This is a genomic window from Bradyrhizobium sp. S3.2.6, assembly GCF_040546885.1.
In the GTDB taxonomy this organism is placed as follows: Bacteria; Pseudomonadota; Alphaproteobacteria; order Rhizobiales; family Xanthobacteraceae; genus Bradyrhizobium; species Bradyrhizobium cytisi.
This window is the reverse complement of the sequence record NZ_JBEPOS010000010.1, coordinates 109,992-128,840: the sequence shown is the minus strand read 5'-3', so window position 1 is coordinate 128,840 and position 18,849 is coordinate 109,992. Positions and strand designations below refer to the sequence as shown.

The 18,849-nt window shown below is 64.0% G+C and carries 18 protein-coding genes; 3 read left to right on the top strand and 15 right to left on the bottom strand.

Translation table 11 applies throughout. The annotated features are described in order from the left end of the window. Positions 1-140: 140 nt before the first annotated feature. From ABID58_RS19485 to ABID58_RS19465, 5 genes are all read right to left on the bottom strand, one after another. Positions 141-1,112, bottom strand: a complete 972-nt coding sequence (locus ABID58_RS19485) for a Bug family tripartite tricarboxylate transporter substrate binding protein (protein WP_354033964.1) — start codon at positions 1,110-1,112, stop codon at positions 141-143. Between the two features lie 63 nt (positions 1,113-1,175). Next, the gene (locus tag ABID58_RS19480; protein ID WP_354033962.1) at positions 1,176-2,306 is read right to left on the bottom strand and encodes an iron-containing alcohol dehydrogenase; all 1,131 of its coding nucleotides are present in this window, start codon (positions 2,304-2,306) and stop codon (positions 1,176-1,178) included. A gap of 13 nt (positions 2,307-2,319) precedes the next feature. Further along, positions 2,320-3,357, bottom strand: a complete 1,038-nt coding sequence (gene pdxA / locus ABID58_RS19475; protein ID WP_354033961.1) for a 4-hydroxythreonine-4-phosphate dehydrogenase PdxA — start codon at positions 3,355-3,357, stop codon at positions 2,320-2,322. Then, complete coding sequence (locus ABID58_RS19470; protein ID WP_354034090.1) at positions 3,354-4,460, bottom strand: four-carbon acid sugar kinase family protein; 1,107 nt, start codon at positions 4,458-4,460, stop codon at positions 3,354-3,356. Before ABID58_RS19470 ends, pdxA begins: the two co-directional genes overlap by 4 nt. 28 nt (positions 4,461-4,488) lie before the next feature. Beyond that, positions 4,489-5,409 carry a dihydrodipicolinate synthase family protein gene (locus ABID58_RS19465; protein ID WP_354034088.1) on the bottom strand — a complete coding sequence of 307 codons (921 nt, stop codon included), beginning with the start codon at positions 5,407-5,409 and terminating at the stop codon, positions 4,489-4,491. 139 nt (positions 5,410-5,548) lie between these two features. Between ABID58_RS19465 and ABID58_RS19460 the strand changes: the two genes are divergently transcribed. Further along, positions 5,549-6,397: an IclR family transcriptional regulator gene (locus ABID58_RS19460; RefSeq protein WP_354033960.1), complete on the top strand. Its 849-nt coding sequence runs from the start codon at positions 5,549-5,551 to the stop codon at positions 6,395-6,397. A 16-nt stretch (positions 6,398-6,413) separates the two neighbouring features. Here the strand turns inward: ABID58_RS19460 and rnz are convergent, their stop codons facing one another. Together rnz and ABID58_RS19450 are read right to left on the bottom strand one after the other, a co-directional pair. Beyond that, complete coding sequence (gene rnz / locus ABID58_RS19455; protein ID WP_354033959.1) at positions 6,414-7,319, bottom strand: ribonuclease Z; 906 nt, start codon at positions 7,317-7,319, stop codon at positions 6,414-6,416. Positions 7,320-7,365: 46 nt separating this feature from the next. Further along, positions 7,366-7,968 (bottom strand): TetR/AcrR family transcriptional regulator, encoded by a 603-nt coding sequence (locus ABID58_RS19450; RefSeq protein WP_354033957.1) that lies wholly within the window; start codon positions 7,966-7,968, stop codon positions 7,366-7,368. Between the two features lie 201 nt (positions 7,969-8,169). Between ABID58_RS19450 and ABID58_RS19445 the strand changes: the two genes are divergently transcribed. After that, a complete protein-coding gene (locus ABID58_RS19445; RefSeq protein WP_354033955.1) occupies positions 8,170-9,411 on the top strand; it encodes an efflux RND transporter periplasmic adaptor subunit in 1,242 nt (413 codons plus the stop codon). Positions 9,412-9,596: 185 nt separating this feature from the next. Next, entirely contained in the window at positions 9,597-12,797 is a 3,201-nt protein-coding gene (locus ABID58_RS19440; RefSeq protein WP_354033954.1) for an efflux RND transporter permease subunit, read from the top strand. Here ABID58_RS19440 and ABID58_RS19435 read toward each other — a convergent pair. The 8 genes from ABID58_RS19435 to ABID58_RS19400 form a co-directional block, all read right to left on the bottom strand. After that, positions 12,794-13,522, bottom strand: a complete 729-nt coding sequence (locus ABID58_RS19435) for a sulfite exporter TauE/SafE family protein (RefSeq protein WP_354033952.1) — start codon at positions 13,520-13,522, stop codon at positions 12,794-12,796. The two genes, ABID58_RS19440 and ABID58_RS19435, sit on opposite strands and share 4 nt — an antisense overlap. 186 nt (positions 13,523-13,708) lie before the next feature. Next, a complete protein-coding gene (locus tag ABID58_RS19430; RefSeq protein WP_354033951.1) occupies positions 13,709-13,966 on the bottom strand; it encodes a hypothetical protein in 258 nt (85 codons plus the stop codon). Positions 13,967-14,185: 219 nt separating this feature from the next. Further along, positions 14,186-15,307, bottom strand: a complete 1,122-nt coding sequence (locus tag ABID58_RS19425) for a helix-turn-helix transcriptional regulator (protein WP_354033949.1) — start codon at positions 15,305-15,307, stop codon at positions 14,186-14,188. Between the two features lie 110 nt (positions 15,308-15,417). Continuing rightward, positions 15,418-16,536 carry a helix-turn-helix transcriptional regulator gene (locus ABID58_RS19420; RefSeq protein ID WP_354034087.1) on the bottom strand — a complete coding sequence of 373 codons (1,119 nt, stop codon included), beginning with the start codon at positions 16,534-16,536 and terminating at the stop codon, positions 15,418-15,420. A 162-nt stretch (positions 16,537-16,698) separates the two neighbouring features. Then, entirely contained in the window at positions 16,699-17,196 is a 498-nt protein-coding gene (locus tag ABID58_RS19415; RefSeq protein WP_148749391.1) for a hypothetical protein, read from the bottom strand. Positions 17,197-17,297: 101 nt separating this feature from the next. Next, entirely contained in the window at positions 17,298-17,744 is a 447-nt protein-coding gene (locus ABID58_RS19410; RefSeq protein ID WP_148749390.1) for a MaoC family dehydratase, read from the bottom strand. Between the two features lie 390 nt (positions 17,745-18,134). Beyond that, entirely contained in the window at positions 18,135-18,557 is a 423-nt protein-coding gene (locus ABID58_RS19405; protein WP_354033948.1) for a hypothetical protein, read from the bottom strand. Positions 18,558-18,569: 12 nt separating this feature from the next. Then, positions 18,570-18,791: a hypothetical protein gene (locus ABID58_RS19400; protein WP_148749388.1), complete on the bottom strand. Its 222-nt coding sequence runs from the start codon at positions 18,789-18,791 to the stop codon at positions 18,570-18,572. Positions 18,792-18,849: the final 58 nt, after the last annotated feature.

Sequence of the window (18,849 nt, the reverse complement as noted above, 5' to 3'; positions counted from 1 at the left end):
TCCGACTGCGGCCGGAAGCGCGTTTGGCGCAAATCGCGGCTCAGGCGTGGCAGCCTTCTACCTGCTCAGCCCTAGGCTGGCAAGCGCGGCTGTGAACGGATCAAGCGCAGCCGCCACAGCTTCAAGCACGCGCCCCGCCCCTACTCCACCTTGATATTCGCAGCCTCGATCACCTTCTTCCACCGCTCCGTCTCGGAGGCGATGTAGGCCGCGAACGGCTCGGAATCGACCGCGACTGCGGTGGCGCCGAGCTCGGCCATCTTCTGCACCGTCTCCGGCTGCTGCATGTAGGCGCGGATCTCGGCCGAGAGCTTTTCGACGATCGGCTTTGGCGTGCTGGCCGGAACGAAGAAGCCGTGCCAGGCGACCGCTTCGAAACCGGGGAGGAATTCGGCCACGGCCGGCACTTCCGGATCGAAGGCGGCGCGCTTCGGCGTTGCGGTGGCAAGCATCGCGAGCTGACCGGTCTTCACCTGCGGCAGCAGCAGCGGCACGTTGTCGAAGGCGATATCGATCTGGCCGCTCAACAGGTCCGTCAGCATCTGGCTCGAGCCCTTGTAGGGCACGTGCACCATCCTGGTGCCGGTCATCTGCTGAAACAGCTCGCCGGCGAGATGCTGCGAGGTGCCGACGCCGGCCGAGCCGAACGAGACCTTGTCCGGGTTCGCCTTCAGATAGGCGATCAGCTCCGGCACGGTCCGCGCCGCGATCTTGTTGGGGTTGACGACGAGCACGTTGGGCACGACGCTGATCTGGGCGACCGGCGCCAGGTCCCTGTCCGGCTGATAGCTGAGCTTCGGCCCGTACAACGACGGATTGATCGCGAGCGCCGACGTGCTGGCAAGCCCGAGCGTGATACCGTCGGCGGCCGACTTCGCCAGCCGCGTCACACCAAGGATCGAGCCGGCGCCGCCGACATTCTCGACCACGAACGGCTTGCCGAGCTTCATCTGCAGATGGTTCGACACCATGCGCGCAAAGATGTCCGCGGTGCCGCCGGCGGCAAAGGGCACGATCACGGTCACCTGCTTGGACGGATAGCCGTCCTGCGCACTCGCCGGGGACATCGCCAGCAAAATTGCCGAGGCAAGACCAAGCCACATCGATCTCATCGAAGTTTCCTCACCTTTTACAGTATTGTTGTCGAGTTGCCGCGGGGCGCGCGGCGGAGATGGCTAGAACGCGACCTCGTACATGCTCAGGATCGCATCCCGGCTCAGATCGCGCGGATTGTTGTCGAGCAGCCGGCGAATGGCGTGCGCCTCGTCGGCCATCACACCGAGATCATTCCTGGGCACGCCGAGCGCCGACAGCCGCATCTCGACGCCGAGATTTTTGCAGAACGCATAGGTCGCATCGAACGCAAGCTTGGCATCGTTACACTCCGGGAGACCGAGCGCGCCTAGTACCGCGATCGTCTTCGCCTCGACGGCCGGCATGTTGAACGCCAGCGTGTGCGGAAAGATCACGGCGCAGGCGAGCCCGTGGGCAATGTGATGCCGTGTGCCGAGCGGATAGGCCACGGCGTGTCCGGCGGTGGTGTTCACCGGCCCCAGGCAGTAGCCGCCATACAGCGAGGCCAGCGACAGACCGGCGCGCGCCTCGCGATCACTGCCGTCGGCCACCGCGCGCTTGAGATAGCGGCCGACCAGCCGCGCGCCTTCGAGCGCATAGAGATCGATCGTCGGATGCGCCTTGCGGCTGGTATAGGCTTCGACGCAGTGCGCCAGCGCATCGACGCCGGTGGCTGCAGTGATCTCCTTCGGTACGGTCATGGTGAGATCAGGATCGACGATGGCGATATCGGCCAGCATGAAGCGGCTCTGCACCGCCTGCTTGTTTTGGCTGACGGGATCGGTGACCAGCGCGCGGGTACCCGCCTCGCTGCCGGTACCGGAGGTGGTCGGAATCTGCATTAGCGCGACGCTGCGGCCGGCGACCTTCTCCGGCCCGACGATGTCGGCAAAGGCGACATCACTGGTGCAGAGCACGGCGACCAGCTTGGCGATATCCATTGCGCTGCCGCCGCCGAAGCCGACGACGAGATCGGGCTTGACGTCGCGCGCCATCGCGACCGCCTTCTCGAGATTGGGCAGGTCCGGCTCGGGCTTCACCTCGCCGAACACTTTGACTGCGCCCGACAGCGCCAGCGCGTCGACGCGACGCGCATTGAAGGGATCGGAGATCACCAGCGGACGCTTGGCACCGATCCGCTCGACGAAGCGCGCTGCTGCAGTGATCGTGCCGTTGCCGAACTCCAGGATGGTGGGGCGGAGAATTTCGATGGGCGTGAAGGCGTTGGTCATGGTGGGCTCGATCTCAGGACCTGGAAGCGGCGGCGCCGGCGGCGAGACGCTCGGCATAGTCGATGGCTTCGATCAGACTGTGCTCGTTGGCGATGCCCTTGCCGGCAATGTCGAAGGCAGTGCCGTGGTCGACGGAGGTGCGGATGATCGGCAGGCCCAGCGTGATGTTGACGCCGGAGAGTTCCTGCCAGCGACCGGTGGCGGGATCGACCTGGAAGCCGAGCAGCTTGACCGGGATGTGCCCCTGGTCGTGATACATCGCGACCACCGCATCGTACTGGCCGGCGCGCAGCTTGACGAAGATGGTGTCGCCGGGCACGGGACCGACGACGTCGAGGCCGTCGGCGACCGCTTTCGCAATCGTCGGCACGGAGACGTCGATATCCTGCCGGCCGAACAGGCCGCCCTCGCCGGCATGCGGATTGAGCGCCGCGATCGCGATCTTGGGCCTGGCGATGCCGAGCCGCAGCAGCGCATCATTGGTGAGATCGATCACCATGCGCAGCCGCTCCGGTGTCAGACGCTTCGGCACGTCCTCCAGCGCCACATGGGTCGAAACATGGCTGACGCGCATGTTGCCGTGGGCCAGCAGCATCACCGAGCCGCGCACGCCGGTGAGATGCGCCAGCATCTCGGTGTGCCCCGGAAAGTGATAGCCGGCCTTGTTGAGAGCTTCCTTGTTGAGCGGCGCCGTGACGATGGCTCCGGTCCGGCCCGCCTGCGTCAGGCGCACGCCCTGCTCGATCGCCTTGTAGGCAAAGCGGCCGCCATCGGCGCTGAGCACACCTGGCCTGATCGGGTCGCCCTCGGCGTCGGCTTGCAGGTAGCAGAGGTTGGGCCAGCCGCGATCGTCGGCCGTGACTTGCGGGATCGCAACATTGGCACCGAGCGCGGCCTTCGCGCCGTCCAGCGCAGCGCCGCTGCCGATGATCAGCAGACGCAGATCGCCACTCGCGATCCGATCCTTCAATCCCACACAGGCCTTGATGATGATCTCCGGCCCGATCCCGGCGGGATCGCCCATGGTGATGGCAAGATGACGAGAGGTCATGTCGGGCTCCCCATATTGAGCAAATGATTGTCCCGGAGCAGATCGCGCCAGAGATCGCGCCCGCCGAACGCTCCGGATTTCGAGATCACATCGACGCCGGCCCAGCGGCCGCCTTGCAGCGTCGAGCGCGGCAAGCCCGGCACGATCCGCCCTGTCACCTGCAGCGCGTGCGCGCCGAGTGCAAGGCATACGGCCTTCAGCGTCTCTCCGCCAGCAACGATCAGGGTTCCAGGCGGATCGAGGGCCGCCGTCAACGCTGTCAATTCGCGCGCTATCCGCCGCGCCGCATCGGCGCGCGACAGTCCTTCGGCGAGCGAGAACTTCACCAACGCCACATTGCGCGCGACCAGCTTGCGCTGAACGACCGCGCCGCCCTCACCCTCGGCAAGCGCAACAGCAGCGTCGCCGCATGCGCTCAGCTGGGATGCGGTGGCGGCCTGGTCCGAGCCAAACAGGCCCAGCACCGGGCGCTTCAATTTCGAAGGCGCATCTGCGCGGTGGCCACGCGCGAGCGCACCGGCCAGCCCGCCACTTCCGCACCAGAGCACGGGCCCGGGCATCCGCCGCGCCATCTCGACGACGCGATCGAGATCGAGGTCGCTCTCGGCATCGAACACCTGAACGCCGCCTCGCGCCAACGTATCGGAGCGGCCGCGCTGCGCCTCGATGCCATCCTGTCGCAACCGGTCCAGCAGATTGTCGCCTACGCGATGCCAGTCGCCGTCCGTCGCCCGCGCATATTGCTGGGCATCGATGGTGCGGCGTCCCTGATAGTGGAAGGCAGGCGCGACCACGCATGACGCCCAGTGACCAGTGCTGAGGCAGGCGCCGAGCTCGGCCGCCCAAGCGCCACGGAGCAGGCTGTCGACCTTCTTGTAGGCGATCGTGCCGTCGCGAAGCAGCGGCGCCAGCCGGCCGACGATCGCGACGCTTTCGGCTTTCGAACGTTCTCTTGTGCCGCTGTCGATGGCGAGGCTCGGGGAGCCTGACGCCGCCGGCATATCCTCCCAGATGACATCGAACGGTCCGCACAGGCCGACGAACTCCGCAGCGGTGTCGAGTGCACCGGTCAGGTCGTCGGCAAGCAGGCGGATGCTGGTCATCGTCATCGCCTCGTCGTTCGCGCCCGCCTTAAGCGGCCGTCGCGAATGCCGCGGCATTCGCGAGGAGCTCTTTCAATTGAGCTGCCGGCAAGGTCTCCAGCGGCGGCCGCAGGCGCTGCCAGCCGGCGTGACCGGTGCGCTCGGCCATCAGCGCCTTCAGGGAGGGCATCTGCGCGAAGCGCGAGACCAGCTCGCGTGCCTTCACGATGCGCGCCTGTGCAGCCGCGAGGCTTGCATCGCCGTCGCTGTCGCGGAAATGTCTAAAGACATAGGCGAGATCGCGCGCGACGAGGTTCGAGGTCGCGGTGATGCAGCCCGCGCCGCCCTTGCGCAGCAGCGGCAGCAGCAGCGGGTCGGCGCCGGTCAGCACCGAAAAGCCCGGAAACCGCTCGACCATCGCGGTCATGTTGGCGAAATCGCCCGAGGAATCCTTGATGCCGACGATGGTCGACGGATAGGCCGCGCGTAACCGCTCGATCAGCGCGTGTGAGATCGGCTGCATCGACATTTGCGGGATATGATAGAGCACGATCTTGAGGCGATTATCACCGATGCGCTGGATGATTTCGCTGTAGGCGGCATAGACGCCGTCATCGCTGACGTTCTTGTAGTAGAACGGCGGCAGCATCACCATGGTGTCGACGCCGAGCGACAGCGCATGGCGCGTTAAGGCGATGGTGTCGGTGAACGCGGCGACGCCGGTGCCCGGCAGCAGCTGTTTCGGCTTGATGCCGCCGGCGATCACGGCCTCCAGCAGCGTGGTGCGCTCGGAGACCGAGAAGGAGTTCGCCTCCCCCGTGGTGCCGAGCATCGCGATGGCATCACAGCCTTCGTCCAGCAGGTAGCGGCAATGCGCGACAAAGCGCGCATGATCGGGCGCGAGCTCGGCGTCGAGCGGCGTCAACGCGGCGGAGAACACGCCATGTGGGTGCAAGGACTGGGGGTGCAGCGATGATGTCGACAAAGCTTCCTCCGATCGTCAGATCGATGTTGTTCGGAATGCGAACATTTGTTATAATCTGACCCGTTGGTAAGATCAGGCTGCCGCCGCGTCAAGGGCTGTGGCTGTCATCGCAGGGCGTACGGGCATGGCCAAGGTCGAAAAGAAGGCGGCGAAACGCGCACCGGAAGCTACACCGAAAAATCCCAAGAATAAAAATCCCAAGAACCATGTCGCGTCCGTAGGCAAAGCCTTTGCCGTGCTCAAGAGCTTCACCAGCGAGGCGTTCGAGCTGACGCTGAGTGAAGTTGCCGCACGCGCCGATCTCGATCGCGGCACAGCGTTCCGGCTGATCCAGACCCTGATCGAGCTCGGTTTTCTCCAGGCGGTACCGCAGAGCCGCCGGTTCCGTCTCGGCGTGGCCTGCCTCGACCTCGGTTACACCGTGCTGTCGCACGGATCGTTGCGCACCATCGTCGAGCCCTTGCTGCGCGACCTGGTGCCCGAGGTCGGCGATGCGGCCTCGCTCGGCATCCTCGATGGCGGCGACGTGATCTATCTCGCGCGTGTCGGCGCCGGCCTCGACCGCCACAAGATGGATCGTCGGCCGGGCACGCGCATCCCCGCCTATAGCGCCGCGCTCGGCCATGCCATGCTGGCGCATCTTCAGCGCAACGAGCAGATCGAGCGGCTGGAGTCACGGCCCCGCGTCAAGCTGTCGGAGCGAACGCTGACCGATCTCGACGCCCTGCTCGCCCGGCTCGATCAGGTGAAGAAGAAGGGCTATGCCGTCTCCGACGGCGAGAACGCCTATGGCCTGCGCACGCTGGCGATGCCAATCCTGGACGCGCAGGGTTTTGTGATTGCCGGACTGAGCGTCACAGTGGATGCGATGCGCATGGACATGCCGACCTTTCGCGATCAGGCGCTGCCGAAGCTGATGCGGCTGACGAGCACGGTGCAGGATATCACGATCAAGTCGGGCCTGTTGGGCTGAGCGCGCAATGCACTGCCTAAACAGCGATACGATCGAAGTCTGCGGCAATCCTGACGTTCGGAAAGATCTTTGCCGCCTCGGCCAGGATCTCTCCGTCCTCATAGCGGCCTGATAGATGGGTCAGCACAAGCTGCCGAACGTTATTCGTGGCCGCGAACCGAGCCGCCTCCGCCGCGGTGAGATGGCCGTAGTCCCGCGCGGTCGGCGCATCCCGATCCAGGAACGTCGCCTCGATCACCAGCAGGTCCGCATCCGCGGCATGTCTTGATAGCCCCTCGGTGGCCTCGGTGTCGCCGATCACGACCAGCTTGTTGCCGCCACTCGGCGGACCCAGGACATCCTCCGGATCGATCGTCCGGCGACCTTCGATCATGATCGGCCGACCCGCGGCAAGCTCGCCGCGCATGGGACCATCGGGCACACCAAGCGCAGAGAGGCGATCGGACAAGAGATGGCGGCGCGCAGGGCTTTGAAAAACGAAGCCGAAACTGTCGGTGTCGCGATGACGGACCGGAAAACAGTTGATGGTGAAGTCGCCGGCGTCGACGACATGCCCTTCAGAGAGCGGCGCGAACTCTATTGCGATCGGCGCCCGGCCCTCGCCCCACAGGCCTGCGAGCATGCGGATGACGATATCGAGCGTGCCTGGCCCGCCGTGGATGGTCATCACGTCGGAGGTGTGCCGCAGCCCCAATGTCGAGAACAGACCGGGGATGCCGAGCACGTGGTCGAGATGCCCGTGCGTCAGCAGAATGCGATCGAGCCGCCGGAAGCCGGCGCCGCTTCGCAGCAACTGTCGCTGCGTGCCCTCGCCGCAATCGATCAGCATGCGCTGGCCCGCGGCCTCCAGCAGAAGCGCCGGATGGTTGCGCTCTGCGGATGGAACGCTGGCCGAGGTCCCGAGAAATGTCAGGGCGAACATTGCCTACTCTTGTGCGAGGTCGCAGGGCTGATCCTCTTTGGGAGCCTTACCTGCGCTCCGACTGCGCCTCAACCGCCTGCACCGCCACGGTCGCGACCTGCCGCAGCGCCTCGCGGTCGGAGCCCGACGATGCCATCACGCCCATGCCGACCGACACGGCCGACACATATCGCGCGAGTGCCGCTGGATCCGACGTCGGCTTGAGATCGCCTTCGGCCTTGGCGCGCACAAAACGGTCGCGGAGCTGGTCTTCGTTCTGGGCGCGGCGGGCAGCGAGCTCGAACGGGACGTTCTCGGAGCCGGTACCGCAGGCAATGCCGCCTTGCACCAGGAGACAGCCGGGCGGATTGGCGGGATCGGTCTGCTTCTCGGCGATGCCCGTCAGCATCCGCTCGGCGACGTCTCGGGCGGTCGGCGCCGCGACGACCCCGTCCATCCAGACGTTGCGCAATTTGGTGTAGCGGTCGAGCGCGGCCTTGAGCAGGCCTTCCTTGTTGCCGAAGCAGGCATAGAGGCTAGGCGGGTTGATACCCATGGCCTCCGTGAGCTGGGCAATCGTGGCGCCCTCATAGCCATGGCGCCAAAACACTTCCATCGCCTGATCCAACGCCACTTCGGCGTCGAATTCGCGGGGGCGTCCCATGCCCATGTGCCTGCTCTCCTCGGTATCGGCGTCGTCCCTGAACCTAACGCCTGATCCTATCTATTTGTTCTCGCTTTATTTTCTCTTCCGCCTTCCCAATCTTGCGGTAAGGGGCTACAATTTTCTTAGTGAATGGTACATAAGTATCTTGCGCTGCGATATCCAGCTCCACATCTGTAGTGAACACTACATATCTGGAGCGCGCAAATGCCCCCGTCCGAAAATACCTCTCGCCCCGGCCGCCTCCGCCGTCTTGTTGGCGGCGTTGCCATCGTGGGCGCCCTCGCCGCAGCCGGCTCGATTGCGACCGGCCATTACTTTCATGCAGCACAAGCGACCGCAACGGCCGCCGCCACCGAGCAAGCCGTCCCCGTGACTGTCGCGATGATCGAACCACGGCCGACCGTGCTGTGGGACGATTTCTCGGGCCGGCTCGAGGCCATCAACCGCGTCGAGCTTCGGCCGCGCGTTGCCGGCGCGATCCTGTCGACCAATTTTACCGAGGGCGCGCTGGTGAAGGCCGGTGACGTCCTGTTCAAGATCGATCCGGCGCCTTACGAGGCCGAGGTCGACAAGGCCAACGCCCAGCTCGAGGCCGCGAAGGCGCGCGTGGTCTTCACCCAGAGCGAGCTTGAACGCGGCGCACAGCTGGTCGGCAACGCTGTCGTCACGCGGCGCGATTACGACCAGCGCGACAACGCCAATCGCGAAGCCATTGCCAATGTGAAGGCGGCCGAAGCGACGCTGCAGATCGCCAAGCTCAATCTCGACTACACCGAGGTGCGGGCGCCCGTGGACGGCCGCGTCGGCAAGTTCGAGATCACCGTCGGCAATCTCGTCGCCGCCGGCACCGCCTCTCCGGTCCTGACGTCGCTTGTCTCGGTCAATCCGATCTACGCCTCGTTCGATGCGGATGAAGAGGTTGTGCTGCGGGCGTTGAACTCGATCGCCGATGCCTCCGGCAAGCGCGGCAATCTCGATCAGATCCCTGTCGAGATGGCGACCTCCGGCGGCCTCTCGGCCAAGGGCCATATCCAGCTGATTGACAACCAGGTCAACGGCCAGAGCGGCACCATCCGTGTCCGCGCCGTGTTCCAGAACGAAGACGGGCGTCTCATCCCCGGCCAGTTCGCCCGCGTGCGCATGGGCCAGCCGAAGCAGCAGTCGCTGGTCATGATCGACGAGCGCGCGATCGGCACCGACCAGGACAAGAAGTTCGTGATGGCGGTTGGCGACGACAGCCGTGCGGCCTACCGGTCGATCACGCTTGGCGGCTCGGTCGACGGACTGCGCATCGTGACAACGGGCTTGAAACCCGGCGATCGCATCGTCGTCAACGGCCTGCAGCGCGTGCGTCCCGGCGCTCTCCTCAAGACCGAGGTGGCGACAATGGGCGCGCGCGGGCAGCAGGCCTCTAACCACAGCAACCAGGACGTGGTGCAACGCTAGTGTTCTCCGTCATTCCGGGGCGCGCATAGCACGAACTAGGGTGCGCAATTGCGCACCTGAGAATCCGGCAGTTACGAGACTCCGATCACTTCGCCTCTGGATTCCGGGTTCGCGGGCTTCGCCCACGCCCCGGAATGACGGCAGAGCTGTCGGAGAACCGCAGAATATTGCCCAGGGGCAAAACCATGAATCTCTCGAAGTTCTTCATTGATCGTCCGATTTTTGCAGGCGTTCTTTCGGTCCTGATCTTCCTCGCAGGCCTGATCTCGCTGTTCGCGATGCCGATCTCGGAATATCCCGACGTGGTGCCGCCATCGGTGCTGGTGCGCGCGACCTATCCCGGCGCCAATCCCAAGGTGATCGCGGAAACCGTGGCCACACCGATCGAGGAGCAGATCAACGGCGTCGAAGGCATGCTGTACATGTCGAGCCAGGCGACCACCGACGGCGCCATGACGCTGACGGTGACGTTCCGGCTCGGCACCGACCCCGACAAGGCGACGCAGCTGGTGCAGAACCGCGTGCAGCAGGCCGAGCCGCGCCTGCCGGCGGTGGTGCGTCAACTCGGCATCATCACCAAGAAGTCGTCGCCCGACCTCACCATGGTCGTGCATCTGCTATCGCCGAACAACCGCTACGACATGACGTATTTGCGTAACTACGCGGTGCTCAACGTCAAGGACCGGCTGGCGCGCATCGACGGTGTCGGTGACGTCCAGCTCTACGGCGCCGGCGATTATTCGATGCGGGTCTGGGTCGATCCGCAAAAAGCCGCCGAGCATGGGCTGACCGCAAGCGACATCGTCAAGTCGATCCAGGCGCAGAACGTCGAGGCTGCCGCCGGCGTGGTCGGCTCCTCCCCCAACGTCAGGGGCATCGACCTGCAAATGTCCGTCAATGCGGAAGGCCGCCTTGCGAACGAGGAGCAGTTCGGCGACATCGTGGTCAAGACCGGCTCGCGCGGCGAAGTCGTGCGCTTGCGTGACGTTGCCCGCATCGAGCTCGGCGCGTCCGAGTACGGCTTACGCTCGCTGCTCGACAACAAGCAGGCGGTCGCGATCCCGATCTTCCAGGCGCCGGGCTCCAATGCGCTGGAGATTTCCGACCACGTCCGCGCCACCATGGCCGAGATCAAGAAGAACATGCCCGAAGGCGTGTCCTACCAGATCGTCTACGATCCGACGCAATTCGTGCGTTCCTCGATCGAGGCCGTGATCCACACGCTGCTGGAAGCCATCGCGCTGGTGGTGCTGGTCGTGATCCTGTTCCTGCAGACCTGGCGCGCCTCGATCATTCCGCTGCTGGCCGTGCCAGTATCGATCGTCGGCACCTTCGCGGTGATGCACGTGTTCGGCTTCTCCATCAATGCGCTCAGCTTGTTCGGGCTGGTGCTCGCGATCGGCATCGTCGTGGACGACGCCATCGTCGTGGTCGAGAACGTCGAGCGCAACATCGAGGGCGGGCTGTCGCCGCGCGATGCCACCTATCAAGCGATGCGTGAGGTCTCCGGCCCGATCATCGCGATCGCGATGGTGCTGATCGCCGTGTTCGTGCCGCTGGCCTTCATCTCCGGCCTCACCGGGCAGTTCTACAAGCAGTTTGCGCTGACGATCGCGATTTCGACGGTGATCTCGGCCGTCAACTCGCTGACGCTGTCGCCGGCCCTCTCCGCCCTACTGCTCAAGGGCCACAACGAGCCGAAGGATCGCCTGACGATCATTCTCGAAAAAGCGCTCGGCTGGTTCTTCCGCGGCTTCAACAAGGCGTTTACGCGCTCCTCGGAGAACTATAGCGGCACCGTCACCAAGGTGATCTCAGGCAAGGCCGCAGTGATGGGGCTCTATGTGGTCCTGGTCGGCGCAACCGCCTTCCTGTTCCAGCAGGTGCCGAGTGGCTTCGTGCCGGGCCAGGACAAGCAATATCTGGTCGGCTTCTCGCGGCTGCCTGACGGCGCAGCGCTCGATCGCACCGAAGAGGTGATCCGCAAGATGAGCGACATCGCGCTGACCCAGCCCGGTGTCGAGAGTTCAGTCGCCTTTCCGGGCCTGTCGATCGCCGGCTTCACCAACTCGTCCAACGCCGGCATCGTGTTCTCGACGCTGAAGCCTTTTGACGAGCGCAAGGGCCCGGCATTGAGCGGCAATGCCATCGCGGCCGATCTCAACAAGAAATACTCGGGCATCCAGGAAGCCTTCATCGCCATGTTCCCGCCGCCGCCGGTCAACGGCCTCGGCACCATCGGCGGCTTCAAGCTCCAGATTGAGGACCGTGCCGGCCTCGGCTATGAAGCGCTGAACGAGGCGACCAAGGCATTCATGGCGGCGATGCAGAAAGCGCCGGAGATCGCCGGTGTGTTCTCGAGCTTCCAGGTCAACGTGCCCCAGCTGTTCGCCGACATCGACCGCACCAAGGCGCTCCAGCTTGGCGTCCCCGTCACGGAGGTGTTCAACACGCTCCAGATTTATCTGGGCTCCTACTACGTCAACGACTTCAACAAGTTTGGCCGCACCTACTCCGTCTATGTCCAAGCCGATGCGCCTTTCCGCGCCCGCGCCGACGACATCAGGCAGCTGAAGGTGCGTTCGTCCTCGGGCGACATGGTGCCGTTGTCGGCGCTGCTCACGATCCGCCAGAGCGCGGGGCCGGAACGCGCGATCCGCTATAACGGCTTCCTGTCCTCCGACATCAACGCGGCCGCAGCGCCCGGCTTCTCGTCCGGCCAGGCACAGGAAACAGCGACGCGGATCGCGGCGGAGACGCTGCCGCCCGGCTTTGCCTTCGAGTGGACCGACCTGACCTATCAGGAGTTCATCGCCGGCAATTCCGGCCTCTGGGTGTTTCCGCTGGCCATCCTGCTGGTGTTCCTGGTGCTGGCGGCGCTCTATGAGAGCCTGACCCTGCCGCTCTCGATCATCATGATCGTGCCGATGGGTCTGCTCGCTGCGATGTTCGGCGTCTGGATCTCCAAGGGCGACAACAACGTCTTCACCCAGATCGGCTTGATCGTGCTCGTCGGCCTCTCCGCCAAGAACGCGATCCTGATCGTCGAATTCGCGCGCGAGCTCGAGTTCGCCGGTCGCACGCCGATCCGGGCCGCGATCGAGGCGAGCCGGCTGCGGTTACGTCCGATCCTGATGACGTCAATGGCCTTCATCATGGGCGTGCTGCCGCTGGTGCTCTCGACCGGCGCCGGCTCGGAGATGCGGCGCGCCATGGGCGTCGCGGTGTTCTCGGGCATGATCGGCGTCACCGTGTTCGGCCTGTTCCTGACCCCGGGGTTCTATGTGCTGCTGCGGACTGTCACCGGCATGAAGCCGCTGGTGCATCACGGCAGCGGCTCCACTGTGGCACCTGTCCAGAGTCTTGGCCATGAGGCTGGCCACTAGATCAGGGAAATCCCCGATATCAGCAACAGAACGAGCACGGTCTTGCGAAAGACCGTCTCGTTGACCCGGTGAAAAGCGATTACGCCGAGCGCGGATCCCGCGAACAGCGCCGGCAGGCTGACCGCGAGATCGACGAAAACCTTTGACGACAGGTCCTGGTGTCCGACCAGCAGGATGATCGCAAACAGCTGCATCGCGGCAATGAACGGCTGCACGAGGCCGCGCTGCTCGCTCTTGGGCATGCCGCGCATGTCGCACCAGATCGTCGGAATCGCGCCTGGCATCGCCGTGAGGCCCCCGACCAGCCCGCCTCCGAATCCGATCAGCGCAACCCAGTGACGGCCGACGGCTTCACTCGCCGTCACCAGCGTCGGCCGCAGCAGCATATAGGCGGCATAGAGTGCTACGACGACACCAAAGCCGCGCCGAAGCAGATGTGTGTCGGTCGACTGCAACAGCGAGACCGCAATGGGAACGCCGATCAACCCGCCGATGATCAGGAACAGGCTTCCCTCCCAGCGGATGCTGCGCCGAAGCGCCCACAGATTGGTCGCCTGCACGCCGATACTGCACGCCATCATCAACGGTACGGCCTCCAGCGGCTGAAACACCCGCAGCAGGATCGCGCCCGCGACGGCGGAGAATGCGAAGCCCGAGAGCCCCGAGACGAAGGCTCCGGCGAACACGGCGGCGCTGAGGAGCAGCAGTGTCGTGATGTCAGGCACAGTCTGCCCTCCAATCAATCATAGGGAATCTGCGTGACCGGTGCGGCGGCGCCTTCTGCACAACTTACAGGCTCGCGAGGAAACGACACCCGCATGGCATGCGCGTGCGATCGTTCCAGCATGATGAGGCCGGCCAGCTGAAGGGTGACGAGCGCGGCGGTGAGCGCTATCGCGACAACGTTGCCGTTACGCGCGCGCGAGACTGGGGTGGCTGGCTCCGCGCTCGCGCGCATCAGATTGATGGGCATTTTCTGAAAATTCCTCTTCACTGCAGAAAAAATTGGCTTCATTCAAACGCGATGTTTCGTGCTGCGTTTCCAGCAGGTGGCGATAGCGCTGCAATACGCGCCGCGCCTCGATCGCACGCTGCTGATGCAGCGTTGCGATCATGCGATCGAAAACGTCGTGGAACTTCCAAACCAGGCTCCGTGCCGTTGTTCGCATGACGGTCTCCTCTCAACCTGAAAGCGAAATTGATGGAATTCACTTCCAGCCGCTGTGAGTTGCTTCACACAAGAATCGAACGCGGCGAACAACAAGTCGTGTGATCTCTCGTAGGAGAGAACGCAGCAAATCGCGTCACCCAAACGAATGACGCGCGATAACATTCTGATGATGAAATTGCAGGCGCGGCGCTGATGCTTTATTCAGCGCTGACGAGCGTCAGTGGATCAGCGGGTTGGAGAAACCTGCCGCGAGCTTGACGAGGTCGGCCTGGCGGCTCGTACCGGTCTTGGCGAACACGCGATGCAGATGCGTCTTCACCGTCGTCTCTGCGATCCCGAGCGCGCCGGCCGTCTCCGGCACGCCGCCGACGTCGACGATCGACTGTAGGACCCTGAGTTCCGCAGGCGTGAGCTCGAACGTGCGGTCGATCAGCCCGGCGCAAGAGCGCGCGTCGAGCTTCGCCTTCCAGACGAACAGGGCGCCGATGGCGCCACAGGCGCGCCCTGCGCTTCCCTCTCGCAGCAGCGAGGGCAGCGCGATCACATGGGCGACGTGATGCGACCCACCGCTTGATGTCAGCAAAATGTTACGGTCCGCTGCCGCGGCTGCGACCACCTCCGCTTCGTCACGAAAGACGTTGCGTAGCGCTGCATTCGCGTCGGGCGATCTCGCCAGCAGGCGGCCGTTGACGGACCGCAAGACGTCGTCCTCGTCCAGGATGAGGTCGGCGGCCGGATTGCTGTGGACGATGTTGCAGGCGGCATCGAGCAGGATCACGCCGGCACTCAATCGATCGACGACATCGGCAAGCGCGATTGCCTTCTGCTGCTTCCGCTCGATTGTCCGGTTGATCATCAAGGCGCGGCTTGCATGGGGAACGACGAGCTGCATGCGCGCACGCATCTTCGCGTCCAGCATCTCCCTGCCCGGGATCACCGTCATCAGCATCGGGCACGGCGAGATCGCCTGTTCCAGCACCACATTCGCGACGTCGGCACATCCCTGAGGACGCAGCCATTCCTGATAGAAGCGCCCGCGGCGATATTTGTCGAAATTCACGAGATCCGGGATGTTGCGGACCTCGCCGTAGCGCGGCAGCCTGGTGAGCGGGTCATGCTGCGAATATTCGTCGGCATAGAGCTGGATGAAGTGCGGATCGACCCCGCAATAATAGTGCGTCGATCCGGACTTGCTGATCTTGTCTTTTGAAATCAGGCCGCAGGCTCGGCTGCCGAAGAATCCGTTGAGCATGACGACAACATCGGACCACAACTCAGGATTGAGTCCGGCGTCGTAGATGCTCTCGATCAGCTCGGAGTGTTTTGCGGTCAGCTGCATTGAACGGTCAATAGTCCGGCGCGAGGATTTAAGACGTTGATGCCCTCTGGCTTTTCTATGGAGTCGGCCGAGACACCAATAGGTTCAACGGTTTCGCGCCAATTGACCAGCTAGTTGACGAGTGGATTGGAGAATCCGGCCGCAAGCTTGACGAGATCCGCCTGGCGCGCGGTGCCCGTCTTGGCGAACACGCGATGCAGATGCGTCTTCACCGTCGTCTCCGCGATGCCGAGCGCGATGGAGGTCTCCGGAACGCCGCCGACCTCGACGATCGACAGGAACACGCGCAGTTCCGCCGGCGTCAGATCGAAGGTCCGTGCAATCAGCTCGCCGTAGGACTGCCCGCCCAGCGTGACCTTGCGCAGCAGCAGCGCGCCGACGGCATCGGACGACCGCTCGCTGCCGTTCCGCAGCACCGACGACAGCGGCAGGATATGCGCAACGTAGCGTTCGCCCTTGTGCGAAAGCAGCGGAATCGCGTGCCCGCCTGCGAGAAGCGAGGCAGCATCGCCGCGGGCCGCAAAAGCCTCGCGCAGCGTCTGATTGGCCTCGGTGCCGCTGGTCACGAGCTGGCCGGCAACGATGCGGACCACGTCGTCAGCCTCGAGCAGCGCGTAGCCGCTCGCATTGGCGTGGACTACGTGGCAGCTGGAATCGAGCAGGAAGATACCCGATGACAGATTGTCCAGGACATCCGCGAGCGCTGTGGCCAGCGTCAGCTCCGCGCTGATGGCGCGGTTGACGAGCAGCGCGCGGCTTGCATGCGGCACGATCAGCGACATCCGGTGCTTCATCCCGGCGTCGATCATGCGCCGGCCCGACAGCACCGTCATCATCACCGGGCAGTTCGCGTTCGACTTCTCGAGCACGACATTGGCGGCATCGTGAGAACCCTGCGGCCGCATCCATTCCTGATAGAAGCGCCCGCGGCGATATTCGTCGAAATTGACGAGATCGGGGATGCTTACGATCTGGCCGTGTGGCGGCAGGATCGCCAGCGGATCAAACTTGGAATGGGTTTCCGAATAGAGCTGGATGTAGTGCGGATCGGCCCCGCAATAATAATGCGTGACGCCGAACTTGCTGATCGAATCTTTGGAAAACAGCCCGCAGGCCTGCCCACCGACGAAATCGCGGATGCCCACGACGACGTCGTTCCACAGCGAGGGATCGAGACCGGCATCGTAAATGGACTCGACCAGATCGGGCAGTTTCCGCGGTCTGTGCATGGCGTTGAATAGCTTTGGATGAACAATGTCGGGCACGATACCACAACCGGAGCAGACCCTCATCATCCGATCGGAGGATAGTGCGCTGGAACGTGATCACGCCAGCATGGACGTTGGCCTTTAGCTCGCCGGCGCCCTGCTGCGCCTCAGGCGCCCGGCACTTTATTTCCGGTTCTCCTCGCAGAACTTCAGCGCAGCGAGCGCCTCGCCGGCGCGCGGAATCTGCATCTCGATGCTGTCGTCGTCATCGTCCTCGAAATCGAGCGTGAGACGCTTGGCTTTCGACAGGCGGTCCATGATGGACTGATCGAACTCGAAGATGCCGCGCACGGTGGTCTTGTCCATGACCTCCCACTTCGCCTTCGACATGATGTCGGCATCATCGGTACCGACGTCGGCCTTCAGGATCTCGCCGAGCTTGTCCCACTCCCAGCCGTCGTAGATCATCACGATCACGATGGCCTTGTCGGAATAGGTGATGACGATGACATAGTCGCGGTTCTCGTCGTCCTTGTCCTTGTAGCCGCGGCTGGCGTTGCAATGGGTGTCCTGGCTGCGCTTTTCGATGGTCCAGTCACCGACTTTGGATTGTTGCGCCACCGCAGGCCCGGCACTCAAGGCGCCGGCCAGCAGCACAGCGGCAAGAAGGATTGGCTTCATGTCAGCCTCCAGCGTTTTCCCCGGAGCAAGCTGACCACCTCTCCCGGCAGGCCGCAAGGGCTGGCCCGGTCCAGCCAATGGTGAAAGGCGACCCGCCCTAGCTAGGCGCGCCGCGGCACGATCGCGATCGGGGTGAAGGTATAAACCTCCTCGCCGTTCTGGTTGAACATCGTCCATTTCACCAGCGCAATGCCCTGCGGCTTCGACTTCGACGGCGTCAGGCTCATGACCTCGCCGACCAGATGCAGGCGGTCATTCGGCCGCACCGGAATGGTCCAGCGCAGCCCGTCGACGCCGGCGCCAATCAGCGGGTGCGGGCCGAAGGGACGGGTCTGGATCGCGAGGTTCATGGCGATCGCCGCCGTGTGCCATCCCGACGCAGCCAGCCCGTTGAACAAGGTCGCCTTGGCGGCCTCGTGGTCGAGATGCATCGGCTGCGGATCAAACTCGGCGGCAAACCGCTTGATGTCGGCTTCGGTGACCTCGACCTCGGGAGATTTGAAACGCATGCCGACGGTGAGATCGTCGAACCAGGCGACCTGTGCCATGATTTTGCCTCGAAATGTGATGCGACGCGCGCGAGACACACGACCAAGGGATGGATCGGCAGTGAATATAGCGTTTTTGACCGCTCATAGACCAGCCCGCGGTTCCCCGCGAAACCCCTTTCCCAAATCGACGAAACACGCCTGAAACAGATAGCCGGTTAACTGGTTGTCAAAATCATACAGGGACGTGCGTCATGCAATTCTTCCTCGACCTGATTTACGAATATGCCTGCTGCCAGCACCTCGTCGCGCAGCCGCTTGGGGAGGACGAGCTATGATCGAGCTGATCTCAGCACTCCTCGCCCTTTGCAGCATCGGCGTCTTCGCGGCGCATGCGCTGGATGCCTATCGCACCACGCACCTCTGACCAGCGGTCCCGGCGCCCGCCCGCTAGAACGGCCGCCGGTAGAAGTGCTCGGAATGCGTTGCCGGTGGAAACCGGTTGGCGAGTGCCAAGGCCCCCTTCTCGTCCGTCTCGAGCGCGATCTTCTGCGCCAGCATCACGTCGCCCGGCACGAGGAAGCCTGACGGGACGAAGCACCACCCCATCGTTGCATTTCCCGCATTGTCGACCTCGTGGACGTTGGCGGCGGTGCCGTAGTGAATGCGATAGCGCTTGCCGCTGTCGCAACCGATGACGTCGAAATGCCGGTGCTGCTCGAATTGTGCGCGCTGCTCTTCGGACAGCCATTCGGACAAAAGCCGGCGACCGCGCGCCTCGGGCGTGTTCTCGCCGAAGAAGCGCCGGTAGAGCTCGCGGAGCGCGTGCAGACGCGCTCGCGCGGGCGCGCGAAGCCTGAGGACCGCGACCATGGGCCGTTCAGATCAACCGCCGACCAGGCGGGGATAGAACAGTGTTTCCTGCGCGGTCGGGTCGAACGATTTGATACGCGTAACTTCGCCAGGCCCGGTCCGGTACGCGGCGGTAAAGCCTGCGCCGGTCAGCTCCCGAAAGCGTTGTTCGGCCCTCGCCAACGCTTCGGCATTTTCAGGATCAAACTCGTGGCGTCTATCGCCGGTCTGGTCCATCACGATCTGGGTAGCCATGTTGAGTTCTCCTCATGCCCAGCCCTGAACTTAATCTAAGCAAACCTCGTGCCGTCGG

Coding starts and splice junctions, on each gene's coding strand:
- ABID58_RS19485 (WP_354033964.1), bottom strand. CDS start 1,112: ATGAGATCGATGTGGCTTGGTCTTGCCTCGGCAATTTTGCTGGCGATG.
- ABID58_RS19480 (WP_354033962.1), bottom strand. CDS start 2,306: ATGACCAACGCCTTCACGCCCATCGAAATTCTCCGCCCCACCATCCTG.
- pdxA (WP_354033961.1), bottom strand. CDS start 3,357: ATGACCTCTCGTCATCTTGCCATCACCATGGGCGATCCCGCCGGGATC.
- ABID58_RS19470 (WP_354034090.1), bottom strand. CDS start 4,460: ATGACCAGCATCCGCCTGCTTGCCGACGACCTGACCGGTGCACTCGAC.
- ABID58_RS19460 (WP_354033960.1), top strand. CDS start 5,549: ATGGCCAAGGTCGAAAAGAAGGCGGCGAAACGCGCACCGGAAGCTACA.
- rnz (WP_354033959.1), bottom strand. CDS start 7,319: ATGTTCGCCCTGACATTTCTCGGGACCTCGGCCAGCGTTCCATCCGCA.
- ABID58_RS19450 (WP_354033957.1), bottom strand. CDS start 7,968: ATGGGCATGGGACGCCCCCGCGAATTCGACGCCGAAGTGGCGTTGGAT.
- ABID58_RS19445 (WP_354033955.1), top strand. CDS start 8,170: ATGCCCCCGTCCGAAAATACCTCTCGCCCCGGCCGCCTCCGCCGTCTT.
- ABID58_RS19440 (WP_354033954.1), top strand. CDS start 9,597: ATGAATCTCTCGAAGTTCTTCATTGATCGTCCGATTTTTGCAGGCGTT.
- ABID58_RS19430 (WP_354033951.1), bottom strand. CDS start 13,966: ATGCGAACAACGGCACGGAGCCTGGTTTGGAAGTTCCACGACGTTTTC.
- ABID58_RS19425 (WP_354033949.1), bottom strand. CDS start 15,307: ATGCAGCTGACCGCAAAACACTCCGAGCTGATCGAGAGCATCTACGAC.
- ABID58_RS19420 (WP_354034087.1), bottom strand. CDS start 16,536: ATGCACAGACCGCGGAAACTGCCCGATCTGGTCGAGTCCATTTACGAT.
- ABID58_RS19415 (WP_148749391.1), bottom strand. CDS start 17,196: ATGAAGCCAATCCTTCTTGCCGCTGTGCTGCTGGCCGGCGCCTTGAGT.
- ABID58_RS19410 (WP_148749390.1), bottom strand. CDS start 17,744: ATGGCACAGGTCGCCTGGTTCGACGATCTCACCGTCGGCATGCGTTTC.
- ABID58_RS19405 (WP_354033948.1), bottom strand. CDS start 18,557: ATGGTCGCGGTCCTCAGGCTTCGCGCGCCCGCGCGAGCGCGTCTGCAC.
- ABID58_RS19400 (WP_148749388.1), bottom strand. CDS start 18,791: ATGGCTACCCAGATCGTGATGGACCAGACCGGCGATAGACGCCACGAG.